17 protein-coding genes are annotated in these 16480 nt (G+C 73.4%); 4 read left to right on the top strand and 13 right to left on the bottom strand.

Features of this window, described 5'->3' with window-relative positions; genetic code table 11:
- Positions 1-15: 15 nt before the first annotated feature.
- From MJ876_RS00140 to MJ876_RS00110, 7 genes are all read right to left on the bottom strand, one after another.
- The gene (locus tag MJ876_RS00140; RefSeq protein ID WP_240234017.1) at positions 16-1578 is read right to left on the bottom strand and encodes a dihydrolipoamide acetyltransferase family protein; all 1563 of its coding nucleotides are present in this window, start codon (positions 1576-1578) and stop codon (positions 16-18) included.
- A 3-nt stretch (positions 1579-1581) separates the two neighbouring features.
- Positions 1582-2556 carry an alpha-ketoacid dehydrogenase subunit beta gene (locus MJ876_RS00135; protein ID WP_240234016.1) on the bottom strand — a complete coding sequence of 325 codons (975 nt, stop codon included), beginning with the start codon at positions 2554-2556 and terminating at the stop codon, positions 1582-1584.
- Positions 2553-3749: a pyruvate dehydrogenase (acetyl-transferring) E1 component subunit alpha gene (gene pdhA / locus MJ876_RS00130; protein WP_240234015.1), complete on the bottom strand. Its 1197-nt coding sequence runs from the start codon at positions 3747-3749 to the stop codon at positions 2553-2555. Before pdhA ends, MJ876_RS00135 begins: the two co-directional genes overlap by 4 nt.
- A 237-nt stretch (positions 3750-3986) precedes the next feature.
- Entirely contained in the window at positions 3987-4910 is a 924-nt protein-coding gene (locus MJ876_RS00125; RefSeq protein ID WP_240234014.1) for a DMT family transporter, read from the bottom strand.
- Between the two features lie 5 nt (positions 4911-4915).
- Positions 4916-5593, bottom strand: coding sequence for a GntR family transcriptional regulator (locus MJ876_RS00120; protein ID WP_240234013.1), 678 nt, complete (start codon positions 5591-5593; stop codon positions 4916-4918).
- Entirely contained in the window at positions 5590-6798 is a 1209-nt protein-coding gene (locus MJ876_RS00115) for a CaiB/BaiF CoA-transferase family protein (protein ID WP_240234012.1), read from the bottom strand. Before MJ876_RS00115 ends, MJ876_RS00120 begins: the two co-directional genes overlap by 4 nt.
- Entirely contained in the window at positions 6798-7571 is a 774-nt protein-coding gene (locus MJ876_RS00110) for a glucose 1-dehydrogenase (RefSeq protein ID WP_240234011.1), read from the bottom strand. The genes MJ876_RS00115 and MJ876_RS00110 overlap by 1 nt, the downstream gene beginning before the upstream one ends.
- A 106-nt stretch (positions 7572-7677) precedes the next feature.
- On the opposite strand from MJ876_RS00110, the gene MJ876_RS00105 reads away from it, so the two are divergent.
- From MJ876_RS00105 to MJ876_RS00095, 3 genes are all read left to right on the top strand, one after another.
- A complete protein-coding gene (locus MJ876_RS00105; protein WP_240234010.1) occupies positions 7678-9333 on the top strand; it encodes a FumA C-terminus/TtdB family hydratase beta subunit in 1656 nt (551 codons plus the stop codon).
- Positions 9334-9459: 126 nt separating this feature from the next.
- Entirely contained in the window at positions 9460-9912 is a 453-nt protein-coding gene (locus MJ876_RS00100) for an SRPBCC family protein (RefSeq protein ID WP_240234009.1), read from the top strand.
- Positions 9913-9962: 50 nt separating this feature from the next.
- Positions 9963-10202, top strand: a complete 240-nt coding sequence (locus MJ876_RS00095; protein ID WP_240234008.1) for a hypothetical protein — start codon at positions 9963-9965, stop codon at positions 10200-10202.
- A 19-nt stretch (positions 10203-10221) separates the two neighbouring features.
- On the opposite strand, the gene MJ876_RS00090 is transcribed toward MJ876_RS00095, so the two are convergent.
- Together MJ876_RS00090 and MJ876_RS00085 are read right to left on the bottom strand one after the other, a co-directional pair.
- The gene (locus MJ876_RS00090) at positions 10222-11145 is read right to left on the bottom strand and encodes a cation diffusion facilitator family transporter (protein WP_240234007.1); all 924 of its coding nucleotides are present in this window, start codon (positions 11143-11145) and stop codon (positions 10222-10224) included.
- A 10-nt stretch (positions 11146-11155) separates the two neighbouring features.
- A complete protein-coding gene (locus MJ876_RS00085; RefSeq protein WP_240234006.1) occupies positions 11156-12049 on the bottom strand; it encodes a MarR family transcriptional regulator in 894 nt (297 codons plus the stop codon).
- 113 nt (positions 12050-12162) lie between these two features.
- Here MJ876_RS00085 and MJ876_RS00080 point away from each other — a divergent pair, with 113 nt between their 5' ends.
- Positions 12163-13809, top strand: a complete 1647-nt coding sequence (locus tag MJ876_RS00080; RefSeq protein ID WP_240234005.1) for an MFS transporter — start codon at positions 12163-12165, stop codon at positions 13807-13809.
- A gap of 3 nt (positions 13810-13812) precedes the next feature.
- On the opposite strand, the gene MJ876_RS00075 is transcribed toward MJ876_RS00080, so the two are convergent.
- The 4 genes from MJ876_RS00075 to MJ876_RS00060 are packed head-to-tail and all read right to left on the bottom strand — an operon-like array spanning position 13813 to position 16359.
- Positions 13813-14244 (bottom strand): hypothetical protein, encoded by a 432-nt coding sequence (locus MJ876_RS00075; protein ID WP_240234004.1) that lies wholly within the window; start codon positions 14242-14244, stop codon positions 13813-13815.
- Positions 14245-14292: 48 nt separating this feature from the next.
- Entirely contained in the window at positions 14293-14679 is a 387-nt protein-coding gene (locus MJ876_RS00070) for a hypothetical protein (RefSeq protein ID WP_240234003.1), read from the bottom strand.
- Complete coding sequence (locus MJ876_RS00065; protein ID WP_240234002.1) at positions 14676-15632, bottom strand: glutathione S-transferase family protein; 957 nt, start codon at positions 15630-15632, stop codon at positions 14676-14678. The genes MJ876_RS00070 and MJ876_RS00065 overlap by 4 nt, the downstream gene beginning before the upstream one ends.
- Positions 15633-15678: 46 nt before the next feature.
- A complete protein-coding gene (locus tag MJ876_RS00060) occupies positions 15679-16359 on the bottom strand; it encodes a hypothetical protein (RefSeq protein WP_240234001.1) in 681 nt (226 codons plus the stop codon).
- Between the last annotated feature and the right edge of the window lie 121 nt (positions 16360-16480).

Genomic DNA, 16480 nt, shown 5'->3' with positions numbered 1-16480 from the left:
ACCCGTCGAGCGGCCTCAGAAGAGCAGGGCGGTACCCGGGTCCTCCATGACGTCGGCGACGTCACGCAGGAACCGGGAGCCGGCCTCGCCGTCGACGTGACGGTGGTCGAAGCTCAGCGCGAGCGTCGTGACGTAGCGCGGCTCGATCACGTCGACCCCGTCGCGGGTGACGACCCAGGGCTGCTTGCGGACGGCGCCGAAGCAGAGGATCGCCGACTCCCCCGGGTTGATGATCGGGGTGCCCGCGTCGACGCCGAAGACGCCGACGTTGGTGATCGTGAAGGTGCCGCCCGACATCTCGGCCGGCTGGGTGCGACCCTCGCGCGCCGTGGCGGTGAGCGCGGACAGCGCCTCGGCGAGCTCGCGCAGGCCCAGCCGGTCGGCGTCCTTGACGTTCGGCACGACCAGGCCGCGCGGGGTGGCGGCGGCGATGCCGAGGTTGACGTACCGCTTGAAGACGACCTCCTGCGCGGCGTCGTCCCAGGTCGAGTTGATGACCGGCGTCCGACGGATCGCGAGGATCGCGGCCCGGGCGAGCAGCAGCAGCGGCGAGACCTTCACGTCGCGCAGCTCGCGGTGGCCCTTGAGCCGCTCGACGAGCTCCATCGCGCCGGTGACGTCGACGGTGACCCACTCGGTGACGTGCGGGGCGGTGAAGGCCGAGCCGACCATCGCCTCGCCCATCATCTTGCGCACGCCCTTGACGGGCTCGCGCCACTCACGGTCCGGCTTCACCGCGAGCGCCGGGGAAGACTCGGTCCCTGAGGAGCCGAGGGACGAGGCGTCTCGAAGGGCGACGGCCGCTCCTCGCTGGCGCTCGTCGCTGCTCGACCAGCGGAGGACGTCCTCGCGGGTCACCACGCCACCGGGGCCGGTGCCGCGGAGGGTGGCGAGGTCGACGCCGAGGTCCTTGGCGAGCTTGCGCACGGGCGGCTTGGCCAGCACGCGGACGTCGCCGGTGGCGGCGGGCGGGGTCAGGGGGTCGGCGACGCGGCTCTCGACCGGGTCGGGACGCGCGGAGGTCGCCGGGACCGCGGGCTCCTCGGACTCGACCACCGGGTCGGACTGGGCACCACCGGGCGCGAACGCGCCCTGGACCTGCATCTGGGTGGCGGCCGCCGACTCCGTCGAGGGGGACGCCGAGCCCTTGCGCGGGCGGCGCACCGGGCCCCGCTCGGCCTTCTGGCGACCGACCAGCGACTCGCCCTCGCCGCCGCCCGAGGCGGCCGGGTTGGACCAGTCGATCTCGGTGTCGTCGGTCGAGCCCGTCGAGACCGTGGCCTCGACCGGCGACGTCGCCTCCGGCGCCGGCGCGGTGGGGGCCGCCGCGGCGGAGCCCGGCTCCCCGATCGCGATGATCGGCGTGCCGACCTCGACCATCTGCCCCGGCTCGACGAGCAGCGCGGTGACCTCGCCGGCGTACGGGCTGGGCAGCTCGACGAGCGACTTGGCGGTCTCGATCTCGACGACGATGTCGTTGATGGCGACGACGTCGCCGACCTTGACCTTCCACTCGACGATCTCGGCCTCCGTGAGGCCCTCGCCGACGTCGGGGAGCAGGTAGGACTGCGTGGGCATCGCTCAGTACTCCAGGGCTCGGTCGACGGCGTCGAGGACGCGGTCGAGGTCGGGCAGGTACTCCTCCTCGACCCGCGACGGCGGGTACGGCGTGTCCGGCGCACCGACGCGCAGGACGGGCGCCTCGAGCGAGTAGAAGCACTCCTCGGTCACGCGGGCGGCGACCTCGGCGCCCATGCCGAGGTTCACGTGGGCCTCGTGGACGACGACCAGGCGGCCGGTCCGGCGTACCGAGTCGTGGACGGGGCCCAGGTCGAGCGGTGACAGCGTGCGGAGGTCGATGACCTCGAGGGAGGTGGAGTCCTCGGCGGCCTCGGCGGCGCGCAGGCAGGTCTTCACGGTCGGGCCGTAGCCGACCAGGGTCGCGTCGGTGCCGGCGCGCACGGTGCGCGAGGTGAAGAGCGGGGCGGGCGTCGCGGTCTCGTCCAGGTCGGCCTTGTCGGCGTGGTACTGACGCTTCGGCTCGAGGAAGATCACCGGGTCGTCGCAGGCGATGGCCTGCTGGATCATCCAGTAGCCGTCGACCGGGTTCGAGCACGCCACGACCTTGAGGCCCGGGGTGTGCGCGAACTGCGCCTCGGGGCTCTCGGAGTGGTGCTCGACCGCGCCGATGCCACCGCCGAACGGGATGCGGATGACCATCGGCATCGGCGAGCGGCCACGTGAGCGGTAGTGCATCTTCGCGACCTGGCAGACGATCTGGTCGTACGCCGGGTAGACGAAGCCGTCGAACTGGATCTCGACGACCGGACGGTAGCCGCGCAGCGCCATGCCGACCGCGGTGCCGACGATCCCGGACTCCGCGAGCGGGGAGTCGATGACGCGGTCCTCGCCGAAGTCCTTCTGGAGCCCGTCGGTGATCCGGAAGACGCCGCCGAGCTTGCCGACGTCCTCGCCCATGAGGAGGACCTTCGGGTCGTCCTCCATCGCCTTGCGCAGCCCCGCGTTGAGGCCCTTGGCCAGGGTGATCCTGCTCATCGGTGGGCTCCCGTCTCGCCGAGGGTGTGGTCGGTCTCGAAGCTGTCCTGGTAGGCCTGCCAGGCGGCCTTCTGGGCGCGGAGCTCGTCGGTCTGCTCGGCGTACACGAGGTCGAAGCCCTCGACGTAGCGCGGGTCGGGCAGCGCCTTGCAGCCCTCGCGCAGGCGGGCGCCGAGGTCGTCGGCCTCGGCCTGAAGGTCGGTGAACCACCGCTCGTCGGCCAGCCCCATGCGACGCAGGTACGCCGTCACGCGGGCGATGGGGTCCTTGAGCTTCCAGTTCTCGACGTCCTCGCTGAGCCGGTAGCGGGTCGGGTCGTCGGTGGTGGTGTGGGCGCCCATCCGGTACGTGTACGCCTCGACCAACGTCGGGCCCTGGCCGTCGCGGGCGCGCTGCAGGGCGGCCTTGGTGACGGCGTACGTCGCGATGACGTCGTTGCCGTCGACCCGGACGCCGGGGAAGCCGAAGCCGAGCGCGCGCTGGTAGAGCGGGATGCGCGTCTGGCGCTCGATGGGCTCGGAGATCGCCCACTGGTTGTTCTGGCAGAAGAGGACGACCGGCGCGTTGTAGGACGCCGCGAAGATGAAGGCCTCGTTGACGTCGCCCTGGCTGGAGGCGCCGTCGCCGAAGTGCGCGAGGACGGCGGCGTCGCGGTCTGGCTCGCCGGTGCCGACGTCGCCGTCGCGCTGGATGGCCATCGCGTAGCCGGTGGCGTGGAGCGTCTGCGCGCCGATGACGATCGTGTAGAGCCCGAAGCCGAACTCGGCCGGGTCCCAGGCGCCCTGGTCCACACCGCGGAAGAGCCCGAGCAGGTCGAGCGGGTCGATGCCCTTGCACCAGGCGACGCCGTGCTCGCGGTAGGTCGGGAAGACGTGGTCCTGGCGGCGCAGCGCGCGGCCGGCGCCGATCTGCGCGGCCTCCTGACCCAGCAGCTGCGCCCAGATGCCCAGCTCGCCGTGGCGCTGCAGCGCGGTCGCCTCGGTGTCGAGGCGGCGCACGAGCACCATGTCGCGGTAGAGGCCGAGGAGCTCCTCGGCGGACAGGTCGACGTCGAACTCCGGGTGGTGCACGCGCTCGCCCTCCGGGGTGAGCAGCTGCACCAGGTCGGGCCCGCCGTCACGCTGGCTGGGACCGAAGACCTCGGCGAGGTCGGGGCCGAACTCCCTCGGGGAGTCGCCGGCAGAGTGGGTCATCCGTGCTCCTTCGCTCGGCGGCCGGCGGGGTCTCCGCGGCCGTCCTCGTCCGCCCTCCGGCCGCGCCCGGGGGTGGCCGGTGCCGCACGTCGGTCGGTGCTGTGTGGGTGCTGCGTGTGAGCCCGGTCACCACCGGACGCCACGAGGCAGAGGGTATCCACCGGCCCCGTGGCGGGCGAATCGGACGCTGCCCCGGTGGTCGGTTCCGAGGCTCCTCGCCCAGGGGCTCGTCAGACCTCAACCCCCGGCGACGGGCGGGGGCCCCGCGTCCCGTGGACGGGCGCCGAGGGTGGCCGCGGCGACGCCCGCCGCGGCGACGACGAGACCGACCAGCTCGACGGGGCCGAGGCGGTCGCCCAGGAACACGTAGGCGAGGACCGCGGTGACGGGCGGCATGAGGAAGAACGTGCTGGACGCCGCCCCGGCGCCGCCCGCGCGGACCAGCAGGCCGAGCAGCAGCAGGCCGGCCAGCGAGTTGCCGACCACCATGTAGGCCAGAGCGGCGACGCCGACGACCGGGTCGCTGACGACGGGACCGCGCTCGACGAGCAGCGCGAGCACGGCGACGAACGGCGCCGAGGCGGCGCACTGGACGGCGGTCGACCACAGCGGGTCCGGGGCGTCGCCGATCCAGCGCTGGCCGAGGGTGCCGAGGCTGAGGCCGAGCAGGCTGAGGAAGGCCAGGGAGATCGCGACCGGACCGCCGGTGCCCTGCAGGTCGGGCACCAGCACGATCAGCACCCCGAGGACGCCGACCGCGAAGCCGCCCACCTGCGTCCGGGTCAGCCGCTCCCGCAGCAGGACGCCGGCCAGGACGACCGTCAGCACAGGGCTGAGCGAGTGCACGAGGGCGCCGAACGTGGCGTCCAGGCCCAGGCCGAACGCCGAGAACATCGCCGAGAAGACGAGGCCGTTGAGCACGACGCCGACCAGCGCGATCCGGCCGAGGTCGCGGCGGGAGGCGCCGACGCGGCGGCGCAGGGCGAGCGCGAGGAGCGCCGCGAGACCGCCCGCCAGCGCGAACCGCATCGCGAGGATCCACAGCGGTGCGATCGCGTCGACGCCGATCGGGGTGACGATGTACCCGGACGCCCAGACGGCCACGAAGGCCGCCGCGGGCAGCAGCGGCAGCCCGCCGCGTGCGCGTGTCTCGAGCGGCACGCGCCTCAGTCCGCGTCGAGGTCGAAGGGGTCCGGCCCGGCGGCGCCGGTGAGGCGTTCACGCAGATCCGCGAAGCCGGTGCGGATGTGCTCCTCGGCGGCCGCGCGGGCGGCGTCGGGGTCGCCCGCGCGCAGGGCGGCGAGCAGCACGCGGTGCTCGGCGTCCGACGCCCGGGCGCGCTCCTCGCTGCCGAGCGAGACGTCCCACGGGAAGGCCGCCCACAGCGACTCGATGTGCTCGACCAGCCCCGGCAACCCGCAGCGGCGGTAGAGCAGGAAGTGCAGCTCCCGGTTCGTGGCGCGACGCTCGACGGGGTCCGCGCAGGCGGCGGTCGCCTCGACGAGCTGCTCCAGCCGGCGCAGGTCGCGCAGCGTCAGCCGGGTGGTCGCGCGGGCCACCGCGTGACCCTCGGTGAGCCGGCGGACGACGTACGTCGCGGTGACCCGCTCGAGGTCGATCCCGGCGACGCGGACGCCGCGGTGGGGCTCGGAGACGGCCAGCCCCTCCGCCTCCAGGGCGCGCAGCGCCTCGCGGACCGGCGTGATGCTGGCCCGGAACCGGGCGGCCAGGTCGTCCTGGCGCAGCCGCTCCCCGCGCCTCAGCTCGCCCGAGAGGATGAGCCGCCGCAGCTCCTCGACGATGACGTCCCGCTTGGTCGCGGGCGGGGAGGGTTGCGTGCTCACAGCAACCCATCCTCCCGCAGCCGTGCGACCTCCTCGTCGGCGTACCCCAGCTCGGCGAGGATCGACCCGCTGTGCTCCCCCACGTCGGGGATCGGGTCCATCCGCGGCTCGCGACCCTCGACGGTGATCGCGGGCAGGGTCGCGCGGAGGTCGCCGACGGGGCTGCCGACGGTGCGCCAGCGGTCCCGGGCGCCGAGCTGCGGGTGCTCGAGGACCTCGGACAGCTCGCGGCGGCGGGCGTTGGCGATGCGCGCCTCCTCGAGGCGGGCACCGAAGGTCTCCCCGGAGAGACCGGCGAGCCGGGCGCCGATGACCTCGTCGAGGGCCTCGCGGTGCTCGACCCGCTTCGAGCCGGTGTCGAAGCGGGGGTCGGTGGCGACCGCCGCGTCGTCCAGGACGACCGCGCAGAACGCCGCCCACTCCCGCTCGTTCTGGATCGACAGCACGAACTCGGTGCCGTCACCCGCGGCGTAGGTGCCGTACGGCGCGATGGCCGCGTGGCTCGTGCCGCGCCGCGGCGGTGGGGTGCCGCCGTAGTCGGCGTAGTAGAGCGGGTAGCCCATCCACTCGACGAGGGAGTCGAAGAGGCTGACCTCCAGGGCCGTGCCGGCGCCGGTGACCTCGCGCTCGTAGAGCGCGGCGAGGATCCCGGAGAACGCGTACATGCCGGCGCCGATGTCGGCGGCGGGGATGCCGCTCTTGGCCGGGGTGTCCTCGGTTCCGGTGACGCTGACGAGACCGGTCTCGGACTGGATCAGCAGGTCGTAGGCCTTCGCGTCACGGTAGGGCCCGGACGTGCCGTAGCCGCTGATGGAGCAGGTGATCAGACGCGGGTCGCGGGTGCGCAGGCGCTCGGCGTCGAGGCCGAGCCGGGCGGCCGCACCGGGGGCGAAGTTCTGCACGAACACGTCCGCGTCGGCGAGCAGCGCGTCCATGACCGCGCGCGCCTCGGGGTGCTTGAGGTCGAGGGCGAGGCTCTCCTTGGAGCGGTTGAGCCACACGAAGTGGCTCGACATGCCGCGCACCGTCTCGTCGTACGAGCGGGCGAAGTCGCCGACCCCGGGCCGCTCGACCTTGATGACCCGCGCGCCGAGGTCGGCGAGCTGGCGGGTCGCGAACGGCGCCGCGACGGCCTGCTCGCACGACACCACGGTGACCCCGGTCAGCGGCAGGACCTCTCGGTGGTCGTTCTCGGTCTCGGACATCAGATGCTCCGCCCGCCGTCCACCGGCAGCACGACACCGGTGAGGAACGACGCGGAGTCGGAGGCGAGGAAGCAGATCGCCGAGGCGACGTCCTCGGGGGTCGCCAGGCGGCCCAGCGGGATGCTCGACTCGAACCGCTGCCGGGCGGCCGCCGGGTCCTCGGTGCCGAGGAACCTCTCGAGCATCGCGGTGTCGGTGGCGACGGGCGCGACGGCGTTGACGCGGATGCCGTCGCCGGCGTGCTCGACCGCCAGCGTGCGCGCGAGGTGGTTGGCGGCCGCCTTGCTCGGGGCGTACGCCGCGAAGCCCGGCCGCGCCCGCTCGCCCATGACCGAGCCGGTGACCACGATCGAGCCGCCGCCGGCCTCCTTGAGCGCGCCGATGGCGGCGCGGGCGGTCAGCCAGGCGCCCTTGACGTTGACCGCGAAGGTGGCGTCGAAGTCGGCCTCGTCGATGTCGACCGCGGGGGTCGGGTAGGTCGTGAGGCCGGCGTTGCAGGCGACGACGTCGAGCCGGCCGTGGGCGTCCACGGCCGCCGCGACGGCCGCGGCGCAGTCGTCGGCGGAGGTGACGTCGGTGCGGACGGCGGTGCCGTCGACCTCGGCGGCGGCCGCGGTGGCGGCGTCCTCGTCCAGGTCCGCGACCACGACCCGCGCACCGGAGGCGGCCAGCAGACGTACGGTGGCGAGGCCGATGCCGCTGGCGCCCCCCGTGACGAGGGCGACCTTCCCGGCGAGGCCCGGGACGACGACGGGTGCGCTGCTGGCTGACATGGGCGATCCTCTCGTTGATGACGCCGGGTCTGAGACCGGCGTCACGGTCAGTCAGGTACAACAGCACCAGATCATGCATGATCCATTCCCACGTGCCGGAGGAAACGTGAGCCAGCCCGACGTCGCGCCCCCGTACGAGGCGATCCTGCAGCGGGGCGCCGACACCACGTCGTACCGCCGGCTGGACCTGCCGGCCCCCGAGGTGCGCGAGGCGCTGGGGCGGACGTTCCTCGAGGTCCCCGGGTCGACGCTGCGGGCGCTGACCGACACCGCGTTCGCCGACGTCGCGCACTTCCTGCGCACCGCCCACCTCGAGCAGCTGCGCCGGATCGTCGACGACCCGGAGGCCTCCGGGAACGACCGCTACGTCGCGACCGACCTGCTGCGCAACGCAGCCGTCGCGGCGGGCGGCGTGCTCCCGATGTGCCAGGACACCGGCACCGCGATCGTCCAGGGCAAGCGCGGCCGTCACGTGCTGACCGACGGCCAGGACGCCGCCTGGATCAGCGACGGCGTCCGCTCGGCGTACGCCCGGCTCAACCTGCGCTACTCGCAGATGGCGCCGCTCACCATGTACGAGGAGAGGAACACCGGCGACAACCTGCCCGCCCAGATCGAGATCGCGGCGGAGGGCGACGACGCCTACGAGCTGCTGTTCATCGCCAAGGGCGGCGGCAGCGCCAACAAGTCGTTCCTCTTCCAGGAGACCAAGGCGCTGCTCAACGAGAAGAGCCTCCTGGGCTTCCTGCGCGAGCGGATCGGCGCGCTCGGGACGTCGGCGTGCCCGCCGTACCACCTCGTCGTGGTCGTGGGCGGCACCTCGGCGGAGGCGACGATGAAGACGGCGAAGCTCGCCTCGACGAAGTACCTCGACTCGCTCCCCACGAGCGGCTCGGCCGGCGGCCGTGCGTTCCGCGACACCGGGCTGGAGGAGCAGGTCCACCAGCTCACCCGGGAGCTCGGGATCGGCGCGCAGTTCGGCGGCAAGTACTTCTGCCACGACGTCCGCGTCGTGCGCCTGCCCCGCCACGGCGGCTCGTGCCCCGTGGCGATCGCGGTCTCCTGCTCGGCGGACCGCCAAGCGCAGGCGCGGATCACCCGTGAGGGCGTCTTCCTCGAGGACCTCGAGCGCGACCCCGCCCGCTTCCTGCCCGACGTCACCGAGGAGGGCCTCGGCGGGGACGTCGTCGCCGTCGACCTCGACACCGGCATGGACGCCGTCCGATCGACGCTGTCCGGCCTGGAGGTCGGGCAGCGGCTGTCGCTGTCGGGTGACCTCGTCGTCGCCCGCGACGCCGCCCACGCCGAGATCAAGAAGCGGCTGGACGCCGGCGAGGAGATGCCGTCCTACCTGCGCGACATGGCGGTCTACTACGCCGGGCCGGCGAAGACCCCGGACGGCTACGCGTCCGGTTCGTTCGGCCCGACGACGGCCGGCCGGATGGACACCTACGTCGAGCAGTTCCAGGCCGCCGGCGGGTCGCTGGTGATGCTCGCGAAGGGCAACCGCTCGGGCCCGGTGGCGCGCAGCTGCGGGCAGCACGGCGGCTTCTACCTCGGCACGATCGGCGGCCCCGCCGCCCGGCTGGCGCAGGACTGCATCCGCCACGTCGAGGTGCTGGAGTACGAGGAGCTCGGCATGGAGGCCGTCTGGCGCATCACCGTCGAGGACTTCCCCGCCTTCGTCGTCATCGACGACTCCGGACGCGACTTCTACGCGGACGACGACGGGCCCGTGCTGCAGATCGGGCGGCGCGCCTGAGAGTCGCCCGCGGGGAGGTCCATCCGCGGCTCACCACGCTGGGTGGGTGAGCGGGTGGACGGCGGGAGCAGGGCGCGGGTCTGGTCGTCGGGTCACCGACGACGGCCCGCTGGCTACCCTTCGGGCATGTCCTCCGACGAGCGCATCGTGTCCGAGACCGCCTCGATCGCCGCGCCTCCGGCGACGGTGTTCGCGATCCTCGCCGACCCCCACCAGCACGAGCGGATCGACGGGTCGGGCTCGGTAAAGGGCAACGTGAAGGGCCCGCGGGTGCTGAGCAAGGGCGCGAAGTTCGGCGTCGACATGAAGATGTTCGGGCTGCCGTACAAGATCCGGAACGTCGTCGTGGAGTACGAGCAGGACCGCCGCATCGCCTGGCGGCACTTCGGTGCGCACCGCTGGCGCTACGAGATCACCCCCACCGACGGCGGCTGCGAGGTCACCGAGACGTGGGACGCCTCGCGCTACCCCACCCCCATCTGGCTCGGCCTCAAGGCCGCCGGCTTCCCGGCCCGCAACAAGCAGGGCATCGCCGGGACCCTCGTCAAGCTCCGAGAGGCCGCCGAGCGCGACGCCTGACGGCGCACGGAGGTCTGTCGGACGGGCCCCGACGGGTCTAGGTTGCGGTCATGTCGCACGGGTTCGAGCCGCCGTCGTCGATGCGGCCGCCGACGTCCCACCTCGAGGGCCGCAACGCCATGGGGTGGGCGGTCGTCGTCCTGACCGTGCTGGCGCTGGTGTTCCTCGTCCTGACCGTGGCCGGTCTCGTGGGTGCCGTCGAGTTCCGCCTCGTCGACCTCGGCCTGGCCGCGCTGCTCGCCGGGGCGGCCCTCGTCGCCGAGCGGGAGCGCCGCAGGCTCCGCCGCTGACCCCACGCCCGTCCCTGCGTCAGTGCGCCTCGCCGAGGTCCTCGTGGGCGCGGTGGCTCTCGGGCTCCACCTGGAACGTCGCGTGGTGCACCGCGAAGTGGCTGGTGGTGCAGTGCGACAGGTCGTCGAGCACCGCCCCCACCCCGCGGGAGGCGAGCACCTCGTCGGTGACCGTCACGTGCGCGGACATGCTGGGCAGACCGGTGGTGATGGTCCACGCGTGGAGGTCGTGGACGTCGACCACGCCGGGCATCCCGAGCAGGTGCTCGCGGACCTCCTCGAGCGCGAGCCCGGCGGGCGCCACCTCGAGCAGGACGACGAGCGCCTCCTTCGCCAGGCTCGCCGCCCGCGGCAGGATCATGGCCGCGATGACCAGGGAGCCGAGGGGGTCGGCACGCTCGAAGCCCGTGGCCCAGATGACCACGCCGGCGACGACCACCACGACCGAGCCGAGCGTGTCGGCGAGCACCTCCATCGTCGCGCCGCGCAGGTTGATCGACCCGGTCCCCGAGCGGGTGAGGATCGCCAGCGACGCCGCGTTGGCGACCAGGCCGACCACCGCGAAGGCGATCATCGGGACCGGTGCGACCTCGCCGGTCGGCTCGAGCAGGCGGCTGACGCCCGCGACCGCGAGGTAGACGCACAGCGCGACGAGGACCAGGGCGTTGACGAGCGCGGCCAGCACCTCGGCGCGGTGCCAGCCGAAGGTGAAGCGGCGCGTCGAGGGCAGCGCCGCGACGTACGACGCCCCGAGCGCGAGCAGCACCCCGGCGGCGTCGGTCGCCATGTGGCCGGCGTCCGCGAGCAGCGCGAGGGAGCCGCTCACCCAGGCGCCGACGAGCTGCACCACGAGGACGGCGGCGGTGATGAGGAGAACCAGTCTCAGCCGCCGACGGTCACCGGCCCTGCCCGCGGTGTGCCCGTGGCCGTGACCGTGACCCATGCGAAGAATCTTATATGACGGGTGGGTCGGCCGTCACGATCGCGCGCAGCAGGTCGAGGAGCTCCTCGAGCCCGCCGTCGGGCAGGGCGGCGAAGGCGGTCGTCGCGCCCCGCCGTCCCCGGGTCCGGGCCGCGCGCAGCACCGCCGGTGCGAACTCGGTGAGGTGCACCTCCTGCGTGCGACGGTCGCCGACCACGCGGCGGCGCTCGACCAGCTCGCGCTCCTCCAGCTCGTCGACGATCGCCACCACGCTCGCCGCGCTGAGCCCGATGCCGCGGGCGAGGTCGGTCTGCGACACGGGGCCGAGCGTGGTCAGGGCGGTCAGCGCGCCGACGTGCCGCGGCTCGATCCCGAGCGGGGCGAGCAGCTCCTGGAACTGGCGGTAGAGCCAGGCGTGCACCCGCACGAGCAGCAGCGACACGCTCCCGCGGACGGCGTCGGGCAGGTCGTCGGGCAGCACGTCGTCCGCGAGGACCGTCAGCAGCTCCGTCAGCCGCGCCCGGCCCACCTCGTCGAACGGGCGGAGGACGACCTCGTCGAGCGCCGCGACGTCGGCGTCCCATCCCGCCAGCGCGGGCTCCGCCGCGGGGGCACGGCTCAGCAGGTACGACCGTCGGTCGCCGGGGTTGCGCACGCGCTCGATGAGGCCGGCGGACAGGAGGTCCGCCGCGACCTTCGTCATCGTCGTGCGGCTGACGACGACGGCGTCCGCGACCGCCTGCTGCGAGGCGGTCGCACCCGGGGGCAGGGCGTGGAGGACGGCATACGCGGTGAGGTCCAGGTCCGGCGGCAGGACGGCCTCGGCGGCGTGGCCCACCCGCGCGGCCGCGCGCCAGAAGACGTGCCCCGGGATGGCGGCGAGGGAGGGCAGCAGCGTGGTCGACGCGCTCGTGACCTCGCCCACAACGCTCCTCCGGTTGACAGTCAGGTTCTTGACGATACCCCCGTCGAGAGTACCGTGGTCAGCGAATCATTAGGCAGTTGAGCAGTTGGGCCGGGCGGCCCAGGAGGACCGAGATGAGCCACACCGAGACCGGCGCGCACGCCGGCAAGCACGCGGGCAGCCACGGCGGAGCGGGCGCCGGGGTCCACGCGGCCGGCAACAAGTGGTGGACCCTCGCCGCCGTCTGCACCGGCGTGTTCATGCTGCTGCTCGACATCACGATCGTGAACGTCGCGCTCCCGGACATCCAGCGCGAGCTCGACGCGACCCTGTCGGACCTGCAGTGGGTCATCGACGCCTACGCCCTCAGCCTCGCCGCGCTGCTGCTCACGGCGGGGGCGCTCGCCGACCGGTACGGGCGCCGCAAGGTCTTCACGATCGGCGTCGTCCTGTTCACCGTCGGCTCGGTCGCGTGCGGCGCGGCCACCGACATCACGGTGCTGACCGTCTCCCGGGCCTTCCAGGGCATCGGCGGCGCCGCCATGTTCGCGACCGCGCTCGCCCTGCTCGCGGGCGCGTTCCGCGGCAAGGACCGCGGGACGGCCTTCGGTGTGTTCGGCGCGGTCACCGGCGTCGCCGTCGCCATCGGCCCGGTCCTCGGCGGCGTCCTCACCAGCGGGCTGTCGTGGCGCTGGATCTTCTTCGTCAACGTGCCGCTGTGCCTCGTCGCCCTGGGCGTCACGCTCACCAAGGTCGCCGAGTCCCGCGACCCGTACGCGGGCCGCCCCGACTGGTTCGGCTTCGTCACCTTCTCCGCCGCGCTCGGCGCGCTCGTCTACGGCCTCATCGAGGCCGGCCAGAAGTCGTGGGGCGACACCCTCGTCGTGTCGTGCCTCGTCGCCGCCGGCGTCCTCCTCGTCGTGTTCGCCGTCAGCCAGCACCTGCAGCGCCACCCGATGTTCGACCTGTCGCTGCTGCGCAAGCCGACGTTCGTGGGCGGTCTCGTCGCGGCCTTCGGGGTCTCGGCGTCGATCTTCTCGGTGCTGACCTACCTGGTCATCTACGTGCAGAACGTCCTCGACTACTCCGCCGTCGGCACCGGCGTCCGCTTCCTGTTCCTCTCGGGCGCCTCGTTCTTCGCCGCGATCGCGGCGGGCCGCCTCACCGAGCGGGTCCCCGTCCGGTGGCTGATCGCACCCGGGTTCCTGATCCTCGGGGTCGGCCTGGTGCTGCTGCTGGGCATCGAGGACGACTCGACCTGGACCCACCTCATCCCCGGCCTGATCGTCTCCGGCTTCGGCATCGGCATGATCAACCCGCCGCTGGCCTCGACCGCCGTCGGCGTCGTCCCGGTCAACCGCTCCGGCATGGCGAGCGGCGTGAACTCGACCTTCCGCCAGGTCGGCATCGCCACCGGCATCGCCGCGCTCGGCTCGCTGTTCGGGCGCGAGGTCGCGGACGCCGTCCGCCCGGAGCTCACCGGATCCGTCCCGCAGGCGGCGGTCGAGCCGCTCGTGTCGGCACTGTCCGGCGGCCAGGTGACCGTCGCCGCCGAGGCCGCGCAGGCGCAGGCCGCGTCGGCGGGCGGCGCGTCCGCGGGCCAGCAGGCCTACGACCTCGTGCTCGGGGTCGGCACGTCGGGGGTGGTCGACGCCCTGAACCACATCCTGCTCATCGCGGCGGTCATCGCGTTCGCCTGCGCGGTGCTCTGCGTCGGGCTGATCCGTCAGAAGGACTTCGTCAAGCGCGAGGAGCAGGCGCCCGCGGCGATGGAGGGCTGAGGCCTACGAGGTCGCCCGGCAGTGGGGCAGGTCGGCCCGGACGAGCTCGACCTCCGGGCCGTGGTGCTCGACCCAGGCGAGGAAGGCGTCCATGGTGTCGCGTGCCCGCACCGGCACCACGGTCGGGCGGGACACCTCGCCGCGCCCGGCCTGGGAGCGGAAGGCCCTCGTGGTCGCGTTCGTGCCCGAGGCCCCCGCGTCGCGGTGCCGGTAGACGGTCGCCGTGAGATTCGGGCGCCGCGACTCGGTGGCGTCGACGCGGATCTTGACCGACGGACGCTTGTCGATCGTCGTCCGGCACGCCTCGAACACTCCACCCTTCCAGGTGGTGACGGGCGCGTAGTCCGCGGACGCGGTCGTCGGGGCGAGACCCACCAGGGCGCCGGCGAGGACGGCAGCCGAGGCGGAGGTGGCGAGGAGTCGACGGGGGCTCATGGCGAGGACCCCATCACAGTCAGGCCACAGAAGGAAGTGTCGTGTCACCTAGCAGCGCGGCAGCTCGGCGCGGGAGAAGCCGCCACCCGCCCCGGGGCCGTCGACCTCGCCGACGTAGGAGTCGAGGCGGTCGCCCGCCCGCAGCCTCACGGCCTTCACCCCGGACAGTCGCCCGGCGGACGCCCGCACCCGGAACGAGTCCGTCACCTCGCCGCGGTTGCGGAAGACGCCTCCCTCGTGGGCGTGACGGGCGCCCCGGTTGTCGAGCCGGAAGCGGATGGCCCGATCGCCGCCGAGGGTGGCGCGGCAGGCCTGCAGCTTCGCCCCGTGGACGGTCGTGACCGTCTCGTACGCCGCCGAGGCCGACGTCGGCGCGAGGCCGACGAGCCCGCCGGCGAGGAGTCCCGCCGCGGCCAGCCCGAGCCCGACCCTCACGCCAGGTCCTCGCGGCCGTGCTCCGTCGTCCAGCCCGAGAGGTCCGGACCCTTCGGCACGATGCCGGTGGGGTTCACGTCGGTGTGGACGACGTAGTAGTGCGCCTTGATCTGGTCGAAGTCCGTCGTGTCGCCGAACCCCGGGGTCTGGAACAGGTCGCGGGCGTAACCCCACAGTGCCGGCATCTCGGTGAGCTTGTTGCGGTTGCACTTGAAGTGGCCGTGGTAGACGGGGTCGAAGCGCGCCAGCGTGGTGAACAGGCGGACGTCAGCCTCCGTGATGGACGAGCCCATCAGGTAGCGACGGCCCGTGAGGCGCTCCTCGAGCCAGTCCAGCGCGGCGAAGAGCTCGTCGTACGCCTTCTCGTAGGCCGACTGGTTGCCGGCGAAGCCGCACTTGTAGACGCCGTTGTTGACCTCGCGGAAGACGCGCTCCATCACCTCCTCCATCTCGTCGCGGACGTCGTCCGGCCACAGGTCCGGCGCGTCGTCGCGCTGGAACTCGGTCCACTCGGAGGAGAGGTCGCGCGTGATCTGGTCGAAGTCGTTGGTGACGACCTTGCCGGTGGGGACGTCGACCATCGCCGGCACCGTGATGCCGCGCGGGTAGTCGGGGTAGCGCGCGAAGTACGCCTCCTGGAGCCGCTCGATGCCGAGCACCGGGTCCTTGCCGCCGGGGTCGAGGTCGAAGGTCCAGCTGTCCGCGTCGTGGGTCGGCCCGGCGAGGCCCATGGAGATGACGTCCTCCAGGCCGAGCAGCTGGCGCACGATGATGGCGCGGTTCGCCCAGGGGCAGGCGCGCGCCGCGGCCAACCGGTAGCGGCCCGGCTCGACCGGCCACTCGCGCTCGCCCGAGGGCTCGCGGACGATCCGGTCGTCGATGTAGTTCATGTCGCGGTCGAAGCCGTCGGCCTCGACGTAGCTGCCGGACTCCTGGCCCGCGTCGTCGCTCATGCGCACAGCGTAGGGAGCGGCCCCGACACCGGTCGGCCGGACCGCGTCAGTCGCGGAGCCAGCGCATCGCCCGGCGGACCCCGCGATCCATGTCGAAGTCCCCGGGCTCGGTGCTGAACCGCACCCCGAACCGGGCGCAGGCGTCGTGGAGGACGTGGGCCGTCTCGTCCCGCTTCTCCTGGCCGTGGACGGCGATCACGAGCGTCTCGAGCGCGCTGTCGGCGGCGCCGCGGGGCCGCAGCACGAGCGTCATCCCGCGCGACTCGGCGTCCGGGAACCACCCGACCTCCTCCAGCGCCCGCCACTCGTGCGTCCACCGGTCCTTCTGCCGCCCCGGATCGAGCGTGATGCCCTCCTCCGCCACGACCGCGCGACGACGACGCCGGTTCAGGGTGCTGAGCGCGAACAGGAGCAGCACGAGCGGGACCCACACAAACGGGCCACCGATGCCGTCGAGCCGGTCGAGGCCCGTCCGTCCCGTGTCGACCACGTCGCCCAGCCCGACACCGCCCTGCACGAGGAAGAAGAGGGCGCCGACGATCCCGAGGACGCCGGACAGCACGGACCACTGGAGCCCGGCGGCCTTGATCTCGTAGCGCGCCAACGGCTGGGGGCGACCGGCCATGCTCAGCCGGTCGGCCAGGGCCGACAGGTCCGGCTGGGCCGCCGCACCGGGTCGCGCCTGCGGCCCCGGCTCCTCCGCGCGGGGGCGAGAGTTCGTGTCCACGAGCGGGTTCTACCCCGGTCGCTGGCCGTCGAACCCCGAGCGCCGGTGGTCCCCGACGTTGCGACCCGGATCCGCGCCCGTGAACGGTCCGAACGTCGGGGAGTACCGGCCCAGGGGGTGG

Origin of the sequence: Nocardioides sp. CFH 31398 (assembly GCF_022436705.1) — a bacterium.
Lineage (GTDB): Bacteria > Actinomycetota > Actinomycetes > Propionibacteriales > Nocardioidaceae > Nocardioides.
This window is presented reverse-complemented; position numbering and strand designations above follow the sequence as displayed.

Excerpts from the sequence above, each read along its gene's own strand:
- MJ876_RS00080 (WP_240234005.1), top strand. The coding sequence starts at position 12,163 with ATGAGCCACACCGAGACCGGCGCGCACGCCGGCAAGCACGCGGGCAGC.
- MJ876_RS00135 (WP_240234016.1), bottom strand. The coding sequence starts at position 2,556 with ATGAGCAGGATCACCCTGGCCAAGGGCCTCAACGCGGGGCTGCGCAAG.
- MJ876_RS00075 (WP_240234004.1), bottom strand. The coding sequence starts at position 14,244 with ATGAGCCCCCGTCGACTCCTCGCCACCTCCGCCTCGGCTGCCGTCCTC.
- pdhA (WP_240234015.1), bottom strand. The coding sequence starts at position 3,749 with ATGACCCACTCTGCCGGCGACTCCCCGAGGGAGTTCGGCCCCGACCTC.
- MJ876_RS00110 (WP_240234011.1), bottom strand. The coding sequence starts at position 7,571 with ATGTCAGCCAGCAGCGCACCCGTCGTCGTCCCGGGCCTCGCCGGGAAG.
- MJ876_RS00090 (WP_240234007.1), bottom strand. The coding sequence starts at position 11,145 with ATGGGTCACGGTCACGGCCACGGGCACACCGCGGGCAGGGCCGGTGAC.
- MJ876_RS00100 (WP_240234009.1), top strand. The coding sequence starts at position 9,460 with ATGTCCTCCGACGAGCGCATCGTGTCCGAGACCGCCTCGATCGCCGCG.
- MJ876_RS00140 (WP_240234017.1), bottom strand. The coding sequence starts at position 1,578 with ATGCCCACGCAGTCCTACCTGCTCCCCGACGTCGGCGAGGGCCTCACG.
- MJ876_RS00095 (WP_240234008.1), top strand. The coding sequence starts at position 9,963 with ATGTCGCACGGGTTCGAGCCGCCGTCGTCGATGCGGCCGCCGACGTCC.
- MJ876_RS00115 (WP_240234012.1), bottom strand. The coding sequence starts at position 6,798 with ATGTCCGAGACCGAGAACGACCACCGAGAGGTCCTGCCGCTGACCGGG.
- MJ876_RS00065 (WP_240234002.1), bottom strand. The coding sequence starts at position 15,632 with ATGAGCGACGACGCGGGCCAGGAGTCCGGCAGCTACGTCGAGGCCGAC.